The organism is Gemmobacter serpentinus, assembly GCF_008973825.1.
Classification (GTDB): Bacteria; Pseudomonadota; Alphaproteobacteria; order Rhodobacterales; family Rhodobacteraceae; genus Gemmobacter; species Gemmobacter serpentinus.
Window position 1 is genome coordinate 19975 of record NZ_WCHR01000009.1, and the last position, 13899, is coordinate 33873.

Annotated in this window: 14 protein-coding genes; 12 read left to right on the forward strand and 2 right to left on the reverse strand. The window is 63.1% G+C overall.

Annotated features, from left to right (window positions below):
* The first annotated feature begins 235 nt into the window (after positions 1-235).
* Positions 236-727 carry a hypothetical protein gene (locus GBJ34_RS06230; protein ID WP_151718410.1) on the forward strand — a complete coding sequence of 164 codons (492 nt, stop codon included), beginning with the start codon at positions 236-238 and terminating at the stop codon, positions 725-727.
* A gap of 13 nt (positions 728-740) precedes the next feature.
* Complete coding sequence (locus GBJ34_RS06235) at positions 741-1226, forward strand: hypothetical protein (RefSeq protein ID WP_151718411.1); 486 nt, start codon at positions 741-743, stop codon at positions 1224-1226.
* Between the two features lie 76 nt (positions 1227-1302).
* Here GBJ34_RS06235 and fdhA read toward each other — a convergent pair whose 3' ends face one another.
* Positions 1303-2487 (reverse strand): formaldehyde dehydrogenase, glutathione-independent, encoded by a 1185-nt coding sequence (gene fdhA, locus GBJ34_RS06240; RefSeq protein WP_151718412.1) that lies wholly within the window; start codon positions 2485-2487, stop codon positions 1303-1305.
* Between the two features lie 307 nt (positions 2488-2794).
* Here fdhA and GBJ34_RS06245 point away from each other — a divergent pair, with 307 nt between their 5' ends.
* Positions 2795-3655 (forward strand): PfkB family carbohydrate kinase, encoded by an 861-nt coding sequence (locus GBJ34_RS06245; protein WP_151718413.1) that lies wholly within the window; start codon positions 2795-2797, stop codon positions 3653-3655.
* A 21-nt stretch (positions 3656-3676) separates the two neighbouring features.
* Here the strand turns inward: GBJ34_RS06245 and GBJ34_RS06250 are convergent, their stop codons facing one another.
* Positions 3677-4402 carry a GntR family transcriptional regulator gene (locus GBJ34_RS06250; RefSeq protein ID WP_151718414.1) on the reverse strand — a complete coding sequence of 242 codons (726 nt, stop codon included), beginning with the start codon at positions 4400-4402 and terminating at the stop codon, positions 3677-3679.
* Positions 4403-4814: 412 nt separating this feature from the next.
* On the opposite strand from GBJ34_RS06250, the gene GBJ34_RS06255 reads away from it, so the two are divergent.
* The 9 genes from GBJ34_RS06255 to GBJ34_RS06295 all read left to right on the forward strand — a co-directional run bounded on the left by GBJ34_RS06255 (position 4815) and on the right by GBJ34_RS06295 (position 13867).
* A complete protein-coding gene (locus GBJ34_RS06255; RefSeq protein WP_151718415.1) occupies positions 4815-5828 on the forward strand; it encodes an SIS domain-containing protein in 1014 nt (337 codons plus the stop codon).
* Positions 5829-5988: 160 nt separating this feature from the next.
* The gene (locus tag GBJ34_RS06260) at positions 5989-6816 is read left to right on the forward strand and encodes a transporter substrate-binding domain-containing protein (RefSeq protein ID WP_151718416.1); all 828 of its coding nucleotides are present in this window, start codon (positions 5989-5991) and stop codon (positions 6814-6816) included.
* An 86-nt stretch (positions 6817-6902) separates the two neighbouring features.
* Positions 6903-8201, forward strand: coding sequence for an NAD(P)/FAD-dependent oxidoreductase (locus GBJ34_RS06265; protein ID WP_151718417.1), 1299 nt, complete (start codon positions 6903-6905; stop codon positions 8199-8201).
* Positions 8198-9169: an amino acid ABC transporter permease gene (locus tag GBJ34_RS06270; RefSeq protein ID WP_151718418.1), complete on the forward strand. Its 972-nt coding sequence runs from the start codon at positions 8198-8200 to the stop codon at positions 9167-9169. The genes GBJ34_RS06265 and GBJ34_RS06270 overlap by 4 nt, the downstream gene beginning before the upstream one ends.
* The gene (locus tag GBJ34_RS06275) at positions 9159-10022 is read left to right on the forward strand and encodes a DMT family transporter (protein ID WP_151718419.1); all 864 of its coding nucleotides are present in this window, start codon (positions 9159-9161) and stop codon (positions 10020-10022) included. Before GBJ34_RS06270 ends, GBJ34_RS06275 begins: the two co-directional genes overlap by 11 nt.
* Before the next feature lie 11 nt (positions 10023-10033).
* Positions 10034-10774, forward strand: a complete 741-nt coding sequence (locus tag GBJ34_RS06280; protein ID WP_226341068.1) for an amino acid ABC transporter ATP-binding protein — start codon at positions 10034-10036, stop codon at positions 10772-10774.
* 406 nt (positions 10775-11180) lie between these two features.
* On the forward strand, positions 11181-11567 hold the full coding sequence (locus tag GBJ34_RS06285; protein WP_151718421.1) for a hypothetical protein: 387 nt from the start codon (positions 11181-11183) through the stop codon (positions 11565-11567).
* Between the two features lie 119 nt (positions 11568-11686).
* A complete protein-coding gene (locus GBJ34_RS06290) occupies positions 11687-12196 on the forward strand; it encodes a YcnI family copper-binding membrane protein (RefSeq protein ID WP_151718422.1) in 510 nt (169 codons plus the stop codon).
* Positions 12197-12289: 93 nt separating this feature from the next.
* Positions 12290-13867, forward strand: coding sequence for a copper resistance CopC/CopD family protein (locus GBJ34_RS06295; RefSeq protein WP_151718423.1), 1578 nt, complete (start codon positions 12290-12292; stop codon positions 13865-13867).
* Positions 13868-13899: the final 32 nt, after the last annotated feature.

Sequence of the window (13899 nt, forward strand, 5' to 3'; positions counted from 1 at the left end):
TCGTGAAGTGCCAAAAGAACAGGCCGCAGGACATGCGTGGCGGATGGTCCAGACCATGCGGCGTCTGGATCGCGATCCGAGCCAGATCGTGGAATGATCTACTGCGCGTGGGCGCTGCGCCCTGCATGGGTGACAATCCGCGATCTCTTGCCGGGCAGGTCGCCCAAGCCTTTACACCGTCTGCGCATTTTGCGATTCCTTGACCGGCGGGTTTCCCCGTCCGAGGAGCATTGAGATGCGCGTCGCTGCAGCCGGTCTAACCCTTTGTCTTGCCATGATGGCCGCACCCGCCATGGCCGATTGCGACGAAGGGTTCGCGCTGTTGTTTGCTTGCAGCTTTCCCGAGCGCAATGCCGAGGTGGAGCTGTGCCGCCGTGACGGACTGGGCCAGACATCGGCCCTGCGCTACAGCTACCGCACCGCGGGCGAGGCAGAACTGGAGTTCGAGACCAGCGAATGGACCAGTTTCTTTCGGGAACAGGTGCGCGGCATCAACGGCCTAGGCTATGGCACCGCCGCCTCCAACAAGGGCACATGGTATGGCATTCTGGTGGATGAACGCCTGATGTTCCGGTCCTCCGAGGGGACGCCCTCGCCCAACCCGGCAGTTCTGGAAGTCTATGCCAGCGAGGCGCAGATGCAGGATGATGCCGCCGCGCCGATCGCGCGCAGGGTCTGCGACCCGAACAGTATCGAGATGGATCATGACAGGTTCGGGCCGGGTTGAGCGGGGAAAGGTGATGTTGAAAGAGATGGGCGTCGCGGTGGCCCTGGTCGTGGCTGACGCAGGCATGGCTGCGGCCAATTGTGTGCCGCCTGCCTCGACCATGTTTGCCTGCACCCTGCGTGACAGCGAAAGGCGGGTGGAGTTCTGTCAGGGTCCCGCCCCGCAAGACGGGGTGCCGGATTTCTACAGCTATAATTTTGCCGATGGGGCGGCCCCGTCAGAGCTGTATTTCACCACCGACGCGCCGTGGTTCTCGATGAAATATTATCGCGGCACCCAGAATTTTGCGGGCGAGACGCTGGGCATGGCTCTGGAACACGAAGGGTATTTTTACGCCTTCTACATTGCCGGGGCCTTTGGCAGCCCGATCCGCTCGGCGCAGCTGCATGTCTTTGACAGTCAGGACGCGTTCCAGAGCGAGGCGGGCGAGACCGAGATGCTACGCTATTATTGCAAGCCGGAAACGGTGCTGGTCGACTGGACCTTTATCGGTCCCTGACCCCCACGCATCGGTGGGGCCAAATGCACCGGGGCCGCAATGCGGCCCCGGCTTGGGTTTTGACAGGGGGGCGATCTCAGGCGGCCAGCCCGCCATGCGGATCAAGCACGAATTTCTTCGCGACACCCTGATCGAAGCTTTCATAGCCCTGCACCGCCTCATCCAGCGGGATGATCGTGGCATTGACGATATCGGCGATCGGCAGACGGTCATGCAGGATGGCCTGCATCAGCTGACGGTTATACTTCAGCACCGGGGTTTGTCCGGTATGGAAGCTTTGCGCCTTGGCCCAGCCCAGACCGAAACGCATCGACAGGCTGCCTTCCTTGGCGGCGGCATCCACAGCACCCGGATCGGCGGTGACATAAAGGCCCGGAATGCCGATATTGCCGGCGGCGCGGGTGATCTCCATCATCTGGTTCAGCACGATGGCGGGCTGTTCGCCGCCGGAATGGCCGCGCGCCTCAAAGCCCACCGCGTCGATGGCCGCATCGACCTCGGGGCTGCCGGTGATCTCGGCAATCATGTCGCCCAGGCGGTCGGATTTCGACAGATCGACCGGCTCGAACCCGACCTTCGCGGCATGGGCCAGACGTTCCTTGTTGAAATCGCCAACCATGACCACGGCGGCACCAAGAATGCGAGCCGAGGCCGCCGCCGCCAGACCAACCGGGCCCGCGCCTGCAACATAAACCACCGAACCCACGCCGACGCCTGCCTTGTAGGCACCGTGGAAGCCGGTCGGCAGAATGTCCGACAGCATGGTCAGATCGCGGATTTTCGACATGGCGCGATCGCGATCGGGGAATTTCAGCAGGTTGAAATCGGCATAGGGAATGGTGACATAGCGCGCCTGCCCGCCGATCCAGCCGCCCATATCGACATAGCCATAGGCACCACCGGCCCGCGCCGGGTTTACCGTCAGACAGACGCCGGTATCGCCCGAACGGCAGCAACGGCAACGCCCGCAGGCCACGTTGAACGGCACCGAGACGATATCGCCGATCTGCAACATCTCGACATCTGCGCCCTTTTCGATCACTTCGCCAGTGATCTCATGGCCAAGGATCAGCCCGGCCTCGGCGGTGGTGCGCCCGCGCACCATATGCTGGTCAGAGCCGCAGATATTGGTGGAAATGACCTTGAGGATCACCCCGTGTTCAATCCGGCGGCCATCGGGGGCCTCCAGCTTGGCATCGGGGATATCCTGAACCTCGACCTTGCCGGGGCCAATATAGACGACGCCTCTGTTGGTGCTCATGATCCGCTCCTCCCTTGCGGCGGGCGCGCGGGCCTCCTCGCCCTTTGGCCCAGATCAAACTGCCTGCATCGCGTCAGGCCCGCTTAGGCTACGCGCAAAGCCGGGGCAAAAGGGTGCAGATGCGACGCCCTGCGGGGAAAACCTGACATGCACGGCCCGATGTGGCGGCTGTGACGGGCGCGCCATATGTCCCTTGCCAGTGCAATCCACGCCATGCACAACTGCGCTGATCGAATTCATCTTCTGTATCCGACGTTTCGTGCCGCAATCGGTCTATCCAATCTGCAATGTCGAAAGGGACGGTCGCATGGCTGACAAAAGCGCGCTGCACCTGATCGCCATGGGCGACAATTGCCTGGATGTCTATCTGACGAAGGGCCGGATGGCGGTCGGCGGCAATGCGCTCAATGTTGCGGCGCATTGGGGCCTGCAGGGCTTTTCGGCGCGCTATTTCGGCGTGGTTGGCGATGATCTGGAAGGCGAGATGATCTTGGCCGCGCTTGCCGCTGCCGGATTGAACCCTGCGGATTGCGCATCTCTGCCGGGTTCCACGGCGGTGACGCTGCTGCGCGATCATGACGGGGATCGGCATTTCGTGCTGGAGGATCTGGGTCTCGGCCTGGGCTATCTGCCCGATCCTCCACGATTTTCAGCAATGGTTGCCGCGGATTGGTTGCATCTGGGAACGAATACCGATGCAGGGCTTGTCCGCCGTCTGGTCGAGGCGGGTGCGCGGTTCAGCCTTGATCTGTCCACCCGGCATGACGGGACGGACTTGCAGGGTGTGCCGTTTGTCTTTGCCTCTGGCCCCGAACTGGAAGATGATCCGGTGGCCCCGGTTTTCGATCATCTGCGCAGCCTTGGGGGGCGGCGGATTCTGCTGACCTGCGGCCGACGGGGGGCGTTTTACAGCGATGGCGGTCCGATCCTGCACATGCCGGCGCGGGCGATTGCCGTGGTCGATACCTGTGGTGCGGGCGACAGTTTCATCGCGGCATTCCTGGCTGCGATGGTGGTGGATCAATTGCCGCCCGAGGCTGCATTGCAGCGCGCAACAGAGGCAGCTGCCGTGACCTGCCAGCATGAGGGCGGATTTCGGCAAGTTCTGCGCCCGATCCCCGCATGGCTTCTGGCAAAGTATGCCGATGTGATCGCCGCCGCGGGTTAAGTTTGTCTGACAAGCCTTGTGCTACTTGCGCACGAAGCTGAAGGAAAACGCCGATCCGCGATGGTAATCCATCGCATAGATCACCCGCGTGCCATCGCTTGCATAGCAGATTTCCTCGATCAGCAGGGCGGGGCCAAAGCCGTCCAGCCCGTGCAGCGTGCTGACTTCCTGAGGCAACAGGGTGGCGCGGACATTGGCGGTGGAAGCCACCGGCCCGCGCTCGATTCCCGCCAAAAGCGCCACGATGGAGCCGCTCCAGTCCGGCGTTGTGGCGGGATCTGCATCGAACAGGGCCTTCGGCAGCCAGTCCAGCGAATAGACAAGCGGCTGGCCGTTGCTGTGGCGCAGCCGCTCTACCCGGATCAGCGGGCTGCCCGGCGGCACCGACAGTCGTGCGGCAATGTCCGGATCGGCGGGCACGGTCGCAAAGCCCAGCAACCTGGTTTGCGCGCTATATCCGTGGCTTGCCACCATTTGTGACACGCTTTCGAATTTGGTGATCGGCCGCGCGATGCTGAGAAGGGCCCCCGCTGCCAGAAAGCGGCCCTTGCCCTGATGCACATCGATCACCGCTTCCTGTTCCAGAAGTTTCAGTGCCTCGCGCAGCGTCGGGCGCGAGACCTGAAAGCGTTCCGACAGCTCCTTTTCGGTGGGCAGCTTGTCCCCAAAGGACAGATCCAGATCGCGGATCAGATCCAGAATGCCGCTGCGCAACCGTTCCACGCTGCTTTCCTTCGGCTTTTCCATGGTCGTCTCCTGGCTGGGCGTCGGCGATCATCGCCCAATCTGCGGTGAATTTCGCCTGCTGGCCAGCCTGTAATCCGGGGGCTCGGTCGTGACTGCAGGGGGGCTGGCGGGAGGGATGGCGTTTGATCAACGGTTCAACGAATGGGGTGTCTGACAAAAACTCAAGGAATGCATCATGTGTTTAGGTCAATATATATAAATAGTTCAAGGCGATATATGCATTTCGCGAAGGGTGCAGAATTGTAGTTGACAGATGGGTCGTTCCATTTTCATTTACTTGTCAAACAAGATGATTCAGCCGTCCACCCTGACAAAACCTTGCCCAAGTCTGGGGCGTGCCTGGGGCCTGGCGGGTGTCGTGACGGTCGATCCGACCTGCCCGAAACCGGGTGGGGAACCAAAAGGACCCTTTATGTTCAACCTAGACGAAGCCCGGTTTCTGGCCATCCAGCAGGGGGCGGTCGGTCTGGCCCCGCGGATCGATCAGGCGATTTCCGCAGCGATCCGCGCGGGCGCGACCAATCTGTTCTTCCTTGGCACCGGCGGCGTCGCCTATCTGATGGAACCGGCGGTGCAATTGCTGCAACGCCGCTCCGGCTTTGCGGTTTACAAGGATTACCCAGCAGAACTGATCCTGACCGGATCGACGCATCTGACTGCGAAATCCATCGTCGTCATGCCCTCGCTTTCGGGCACCACCAAGGAAAGCGTGGCGATGCTGGCGCGTCTGCAAGAGGTCGGCGCGACCGTGATCACGCTGGTTGGCGATATCGACACGCCGCTGGGGCAGGGCGGCACCCCCGCGCTGGTGAATGCGGCAGCCGATGACACATCCTCGGAATCCTTCTACATCCAGTCGCTGCTGGTTGCGCTTTCTGTCATGAAAGCGAGAAGAGAGATTGCTGATTATGATCAGTTAGTTGGCGAGATGGCGGCCGTTCCGTCCGCATTGCTGGCCGCAAAAGCCACCTTCGAGCCGCAGGCCGAAGCATTTGCCAGGATTATCGCCGGTTCGGATTACCATATGTTCTGTGGTGCCGGAAACATGTGGCCCCAGGCGCTGTATTACGCGACCTGCATCCTTGAAGAGATGCAGTGGATCCGCACCCGCCCGGTGCACGCCGCGGACTTCTTCCATGGTCCGCTGGAGTTGATCGAGCCGGGTGTCAGTTTGATCCTGTTCCGCGGCGAGGATGCTTGCGATCCGTTGGCCGAACGCGTTGCGCAATTCGCCGCCCGCTACACGGATCGGCTGACCGTCATCAACACCGCCGATTACTGTCCGCGCAACCTGTCGCCCACATTGCGGGCACTGCTGTCACCTGCAGTCATGGCCACGCTGATGGAACGCCTGAGCGCGCATCTGGAGGTGATGCGCGACCACCCGCTGACCACGCGGCGCTATTACAAACGCGTCGCCTATTGATGGGTCAGGCCCGGTTTGCCGCCGGGCCTGATCGAACACGCCGGAAATGTCAGGACACAATCCCTTGCTTGACAGGATTTCCGGCCTCGTCTTCAAATGATCAAAAAAGTTGTCTGACAACGTGAGGTCGGAATCGGCCCGCATCCAACAGGAGGAATTCATGAAGAAACTGGCAACGGGCATTTTTGCGAGCCTGCTGGCGCTGGCAGCCACCCAAGCCGCCTTTGCGGGCGAGACGCTTGACCGCGTGATGGGCAAGAAGGAGATGGTGGTTGCAACCAATGCAAGCTGGCCGCCGCAATCCTTCCTCAATGACGCCAATGAACTGGTGGGCTTTGACATCGATGTTGCGCGCGAAATCGCCAAGCGTCTGGGCGTTGCGGTGCGGTTCGAGACCCCGGATTGGGCGACGCTGACCGGCGGTCGCTGGGCGGGGCGCTACGATATCGGTGTGGGGTCGGTGACGCCGACCAAGGCGCGGGCGCAGGCCATCGATTTTGCCGGGATCTACTATTACAGCCCCTATGTCTATGTCGTTCACAAGGATAGCGCGGCCACCGGCGTGGCCGACCTGAACGGCAAGAAAATCGGGGTGGAAACCGCCACCACCTCGGAAGACTTCATCAATCGCCGGCTGGAGATCGATGCCCCCGGCCTGCCGCCGATCGACTACAAGCTGGAGCCGGGCGAGGTGATGACCTATGCCGATTCCATGCTGCCCTTCGATGATCTGCGTCTGGGCGACGGTCTGCGCGTCGATGCAGTGATCGCGCCGGAACAGACCGCGATGAATGCGGTGAAAAACGGCTATCCGGTGAAGATCATCGAAGGCGAATACGCCTTCCGCGAACCGCTGGTGGTGATCGCCGAAAAGGTCGACCCGGATTGGACGGCCAAGGTTGGCGAGATCATCGAGGCGATGAAGGCCGATGGCACGCTGGGGGCGCTGACCACCCAATGGTATGGCAAGGATTACAGCGCCGATTGATCGGGTGCCGTGCCGCCCCGGTTCCGCAAGGATCGGGGCGGTTTGCTTTCACCGTCACCGCTGTTTGCGGGTTTTCCGGACATATCATGGCCTATCCTGATACCTATTATCGGCGCAGCATCGCCGATACCCATGCGCGTGCGGCGCTGAGTGGCCGCGCAGATTGCGATACCGTCATCGTGGGCGCGGGCCTTGCCGGGCTGACCACCGCGCTGGAGCTGGTTCGGGGCGGGCAATCCGTCATCGTGCTGGAACAGGAAAGCGTGGGCTTTGGGGCTTCGGGGCGCAATGGCGGTTTCGTCAGCCCCGGCTTTGCGGCGGGCGATGACCAGATCGCCCGGATTGCCGGGGCTGCGACCGCGCGCGATCTGTTCAAACTGTCCATCGAGGGCGTGGACTATATCCGCAAGGCGATCACCGAGATTGGCATGGCGGGTGTCGCACCCGAACCGGGCATCCTGAGCGTGCGGCGCCATGACGGCGATGGGGCCAGCCTGCGCGCCCATGCCGCGGCGATGCAGCGCGATTTCGGCTATCGGCTGGATTATCTGGAAACCCCGCAGCTGCGCGAACTGCTGCATTCGCGCCGCTATTTCCAGGCGCTGCGCGATCCCAATGCCTTTCATATGCATCCGCTGAACTATCTGCGTGGCCTTGCCGCCGAGATCGAGCGACTGGGCGGGCGCATCCATGAAATGACCCCGGCAACCGGCGCCGTGCTGGAGGGGGCGGAGAAGATCATCCGCACCCCGGGTGGCGAGGTGCGTGCGGCGCGTGCGGTCATCACCACCGGCGGCTATACCGGGGCGCTGGTGCCAAAGATGCAGCGCGCTTTCCTGCCGATTGCCACCTATGTGATGCTGTCGGAACCTGCGCCGGATCTGATTGCCACCGCGATTGCCACCCGCCATGCCGTGGGCGACAATCGCCGGGCGGGCGATTACTATCGTCTGGTTGATGGCGGGCAGCGCATCCTGTGGGGCGGGCGCATCACCACCCGCGCGGCATCGACCGAAGGGTTGGTGCGTGAATTGCGCCACGAGATGCTGACCGTCTATCCGCAATTGAAGGGGCTGAAGACCGAACTCGCCTGGTCGGGCCTCATGTCCTATGCCCGTCACCTGATGCCGCAGATCGGCGAGATGGCACCGGGCGTCTGGCATTGCACAGCCTTTGGCGGCCATGGCCTGAACACCACCGCCATTGGCGGCAAGGTGGTGGCCGAGGCGATCCTTGGCCAGTCTGACCGGGCGCGGTTGTTCAAGCCCTTCGGTCTGGTCTGGGCGGGCGGTCCGGCGGGCCTTGTCGCGGCACAACTGACCTACTGGAAGCTGCAGGCGCAGGACTGGTGGCGCGAACGCGGCTCGGCAGAGGTGGCATCATGATCCGGTCCCTGCTTCTGAACAACCCCGATGCCGTGCGGCGGGCGGGTCTTGCGTTGATCCTGTCCCTGGTGACGGCGGCGCTATATGGCATGGGCATCAGTTCCGCCTGGCTTGGCAAGATGGTGCCGCCATTGGCGGGCTGGCTGAGCGAAAGCCCGGCGCTGGGGCGTCTGCTGGCGGCCATGCTGCTTGCGTTGGCGATCTATGCCAACTGGAAGGCGCTGCGGCTTTTGTCGCGGGGCTGGCAGATTTTCGGCGTCTGGCTGGAGCTGTTCATCCTGCTGATGCTGTTCTTCTATTCCTTTGACCTGTCGCTCGGCTTCATCGCGAAGAAGATCGGCTTCATGATCTCGCAAGGCGTGGTGACCACGCTTTACATTTCGGCCATCTCCATCGCCATCGCCACGGTGATCGCGCTGGTGGGCGCGATCGCGAAACTGTCGAAGAACGGCGTGATCTACGGTCTTGCGACCTTCTACACCTCGCTGTTCCGCGGGCTGCCACTTCTGATGCAGATCTATATCATCTATCTGGGTCTGCCGCAGGTCGGCTATGTGATCAGCGCCATTCCGGCAGGCATCCTGGCGCTGTCGCTGTGCTATGGTGCCTATATGACCGAGATTTTCCGGGCGGGCATCGAAAGCATCCCGCGCGGTCAAAGCGAGGGCGCAACAGCGCTTGGCCTGTCGCCCGCCCAGACCATGGGCCTTGTGGTGCTGCCGCAGGCGATGCGGGTCATCATCCCGCCGACCGGCAACCAATTCATCGCCATGCTGAAGGATTCGTCGCTGGTCTCCGTCGTCGGCGTCTGGGAGCTGATGTATCTGGCGCGGACCCAGGGCCAGACCGAGTTTCGCCATATCGAGATGCTGATCACCGCCTCGATGATCTATTGGGTCCTGTCCATCGGGCTGGAACTGGTGCAATCGCGGATCGAGAAGCGCTTTGGTCGGTTCAATGTCCGTTGACACGCGGGTCCACGCGCCACAGCTGAAGACGGCGGGGCTTGCCATGGCGGGCTTCGGCACCTTCGCGGGAACCGATGCCATCGTGAAACTGATGGCGCAGGGCCTGTCGGTGCCGCAAACCACGGTGATGGTGACGGGTTTCGCGCTGCTGCTGACCCTTGGTTTCACGGCGGTCTGGGGCGATCTGCGGGCCTTGCGCCCGCACCAGCCCGGCCTTGCATTGGCGCGGGGCGGATTGCTCGCCACGGATTCCCTGCTGATCTATTACGCCTTCACCCGGCTGGATCTGGCCGAGGCCTATATGCTGGCCTTTCTGACGCCGATTCTTGTCGCGCTGATGGGGCTTGTCTTGCTGGGCGAGCGGGTCTCGACGCGTGGCTTTCTGGGCATTGGTCTGGGCTTTTGCGGGGTGCTGGTGGCCTTGCAGCCGGGGGCGCGGGCGTTGAACCTTGGCCATGCGGCGGCGCTGGGCTCGGCCCTGGTTTTTGCACTGTCGATTGTTCTGCTGCGACGTATCCGGGTCGGGGAATCCGAGCCTGCGATGATCGTTGTGCTGCTGGCGGTGCTGCATCTGATGGCGCTGGCGCTGATGCTGGCGGGGGGCGGCTTCGCTGCGATCACGCTGATGCAGACAGGCCTTGCCGCCATGGCCGCGCTCTGCATGGTGCTGGGGCACCTGTTCCTGATCCGCGCCGGCCGCAGCGGGGCGGCGGCGATCGTGGCACCCTTTCAATACACGCAGATCATCTGGGCCTGTCTCTTTGGCCTCTTGCTGTTCAACACACCGATCGAGGCCCATGTGCTGGCGGGGGCGGGGATCATCATCCTGTCCGGCTGGCTGGTGCTGAAATGAGGGATAAATTCATGACTGTGCAACCCGAAATCCAGCTTGAGAATGTCCATAAATGGTATGGCAAATACCATGCACTGGCCGAGATCAACCTGACGGTCCGGCAGGGTGAGCGGGTGGTGATCTGTGGTCCGTCCGGGTCAGGCAAATCCACCCTGATCCGCTGCATCAATCGGCTTGAGGCGCATCAGGAAGGCCGCATCACCGTGACCGGGATGGAGCTGACCGATGATGAGAAGACGGCGGGCCATATCCGCCGGGAGGTCGGCATGGTGTTCCAGCATTTCAACCTCTTTCCGCATCTGACCATCGTGGAGAACTGCATCCTTGCGCCGATGTGGGTGCGTGGGCAGCGTCGGGCCGAGGCGATCGAGCGCGCGCGCCACTTCCTTGACCGGGTGCATATCGGCGAACAGGCCGATAAATACCCGATCCAGCTTTCCGGTGGCCAGCAGCAGCGGGTGGCGATTGCCCGGGCGCTGTGCATGGCCCCGAAGGTCATGCTGTTTGACGAGCCGACCTCCGCCCTTGACCCGGAAATGGTGAAAGAGGTGCTCGATACCATGGTCGAACTGGCGCAAGAGGGCATGACCATGATCTGCGTGACGCATGAGATGGGCTTTGCCCGGCAGGTGGCGGATCGCGTGGTGTTCATGGATCGCGGACGCATCGTCGAAGAAGGCGCGCCGCATGACTTTTTCGCAGCCCCGCAAACCGCGCGGGCGCGCGAGTTTCTCAGCCAGATCCTGCATTGAGGCCGGACCGTCGCGCGCCTTGCGGGCGCCGACGCCGGGGATCCGGGGCACGACCATGCGGGGACCCAGTTATCGGCCAGCCGCGCCCGACGGTGCAGCAATGATCCGGGGGCCACGATCTGGCCTGCGGATCGGGCACCACGATGCGCAGATGATGCGGTGTCTGGTGATTGGCTGATCCGGTGCGGTCCGGTCGCGATGGGGCCGAAATGGGGGCAAGCCGCATCATGGCCATCGCCCCTGCCAGGGGCACGCCAAAGATATCGGCGGCAACCAAGCGTTCGGACGCGCTGGTCGCCGTTATGCAAAGCGCAGCTCTCGACCAAATGACCTGCGCCATGCGACGTGTTGACAAGTTGCCGGCCCCGATTTTCGGGCTATAAGCGGCATCGGAGGAGACCCGAGCTTGCGCGCATATCCGGCCAGACTGATCATCCGCGAGACCGGCATGGCCTTGGCTGTGCTGGCGCTCTGGATGTTGTCGTTGCTGGTGCCGCTGCATCAGACCTCGGGCCTGTTGCGCGATCTGGAACGCGCGGGGCACGATATTTCCGGCGCATGGTCGATCTGTGTGACGCTGGCGCAGGATGATGCGGCGGGTGATCAAAAGGTGCCGGTCTGTCCGGCGCAGGCGATCGGCAAGACCGGCCTTGCCATGGCACCGGCACCGCTGGCCCTGGGGCAATTTGCGCCGATGGCCCGCGATGTGCAGCTGGTCACGTCGGTCTCTGTCTTGGTGCCGGCTCGTCTTTGGCGACCGGATCAGGCAAGGGCCCCCCCTTTGCGAAGCTGACTTGTGCCCCCGATGCGGCCCGCCGCAGGGGGGAAATTTCAACAGAACCGCAATTCCGGGTCAGGCCGGTGGCAGCGTTGTCTGCCCGCCTGAACCTGGTCCTAAGACAGAGACAGAACATGATCCGTAATACCCTGATTTCACTGGCCTTCGCGGCCATCGCGGCACCCGCCTTCGCACATGTTTCGCTGGAACAACCCGAGGCCAAGGTCGGCGCAACCTATAAGGCGGTGCTGCGCGTGCCGCATGGCTGTGGCGATCTGGCCACCCAGACGCTGCGGGTGCAGATCCCCGAGGGCTTTTTCAACGTGAAGCCGATGCCCAAGGCAGGCTGGGTGCTGGAAACCGTGAAAGGCAAATACGCCAAGGCCTATGACAAGCACGGCACTGAAGTCACCGAAGGTGTGCAAGAGATCGTCTGGTCGGGTGGCGACCTGCCCAATGAATTCTACGATGAATTCACCTTCCGTGGCTCTTTCGCGGGGGATCTGCCGGTGGGCTCCACCTTCTATTTCCCGGTGGTGCAGGAATGCGCGGGCGCGCAAGAGGCATGGATTGACACCAGCGGTGATGAGAATGCCGAGCTGCCCGCGCCGGGCGTGGTGTTGATCGAAGGCAAAGCCCACTGATCCTGGGGCGCGCGTGGCGATGTCTTGTGGCCACGCGCGTCTGACCCCGGCGCGCAGGCAAATCTTGCGCCCAGTTCGGAAAGACCCCTTGCCATGCTTGGCCTTCTTCGTTCCGGCCTTTTCCGCATCGGAACCCTTCATCTTGCCGCCCTAGTCGGCGTGCTGCTTGTCCTCTGGGCCCCGGCCCTGCAAGCCCATGCCGTGCTGCAATCGGTCACCCCCGCCGATGGCAGCTTGTTGCAAACCGCCCCTGATGCGCTGCGCTTGCGCTTCAACGAGGCGGTGCGTCCCCTGTCGATCCGGTTGATCGGGCCGAATGGTGCGGTGCAGGATCTGACAGCCCAGGTGCCCGGCGCGGCAGAACTGGTGATCCCGCTGGAGGGGATCACGCAGGGCAGTCACGTCCTGTCCTGGCGGGTGGTCTCGGATGACGGGCATCCGATCCCCGGCGCGATGGTCTTTTCGGTGGGTGAGATCACCGGGGCGACCGCGCCTGAGGCGGATGATGGCACGCTCTATCTCGCGATCTGGTTGGCACGCTTTGTGATGGTGGCGGGCCTGATAGTCGGGGTGGGCGGTGCGGCGGCGCTGGCCTGGATCGGCGGTAAGGGGGGGCATCGATCCCTGCGGCTGATGACGATAGCAGGTTTGGTTGCGGCACCTGTCTATCTCGGGTTACACGGGCTGGATGCCCTGGGCCTGGGTTTTGCGGCCCTCGTCTCACCCGCGCCATGGCTTGCCGCGGCTGGGACGAGTTTCGGCCCTGCGATTGCGCTGGCTATGCTGGCCGGGCTTCTGGCGCTCGGTTCAGGGCGTCTGCGCGGGCTGGCCTGGGCCGCGATGGTGCTGCTGGCACTGTCCTTTGCGATCAGCGGCCATGCCGGGGCGGCCACGCCACGCTGGTTGACCCGGCCCATGGTGTTCCTGCATCTGCTGGCCCTCTTGTTCTGGATCGGGGCACTGATCCCGCTGGCGGCCACCTTGCGGCGAAGCGAAGGCTTGCGGCGCTTTTCCTCCCGGATCCCGGTCGCGCTGACGCTTCTGTTTGGCTCAGGCCTCGCGCTGGCGATGATCCAGCTTGGGCCAAAGCCCGCGCATTGGCAAAGCGCCTATGGAGCGATTCTGGCGGCAAAGCTGGGGCTGATTGCACTTTTGCTGGCACTGGCGGGCTGGAACCGCTGGCGGTTGACCGGGCCGGTGCTGGCGGGCGACGATGAAGCGGTGGCCCGGATGCGCCGGGTGATCGGGGCTGAAGTGCTGCTGTCGCTGGTGATCCTTGGCCTGACCGCAGGCTGGCGTTTCACCCCGCCACCGCGTGCCTTGGCGGCGGCTGAGCAGATCACCGCCCCGGCCTTTGCCCATCTCCATGCCGACCCGGTAATGGCCATGCTGAGCCTTGACCCCGGACGGTCGGGGCCAACCCGTGCCGAGATTGATCTGACCGATGCCGAAATGGCACCGATCGAGGCCTTGGCGGTGACGCTGCATCTGTCGCAGCCCGATCAAGGGGTGGAGCGCCTTACCCGGAGCGCCAGCCATGACCCTGCAACTGGCGGCTGGCGGATCGACGATCTGCTCTTGCCCCTGCCGGGCCTTTGGCAGCTGGAAATGGAAATTCGCCTGACCCGCTTCAAGATGATCCGGCTTCAGGGCGAGATCGCGGTGGAATAGCCCGCAGCATATGGCCTTCACCGCAAAGCTGC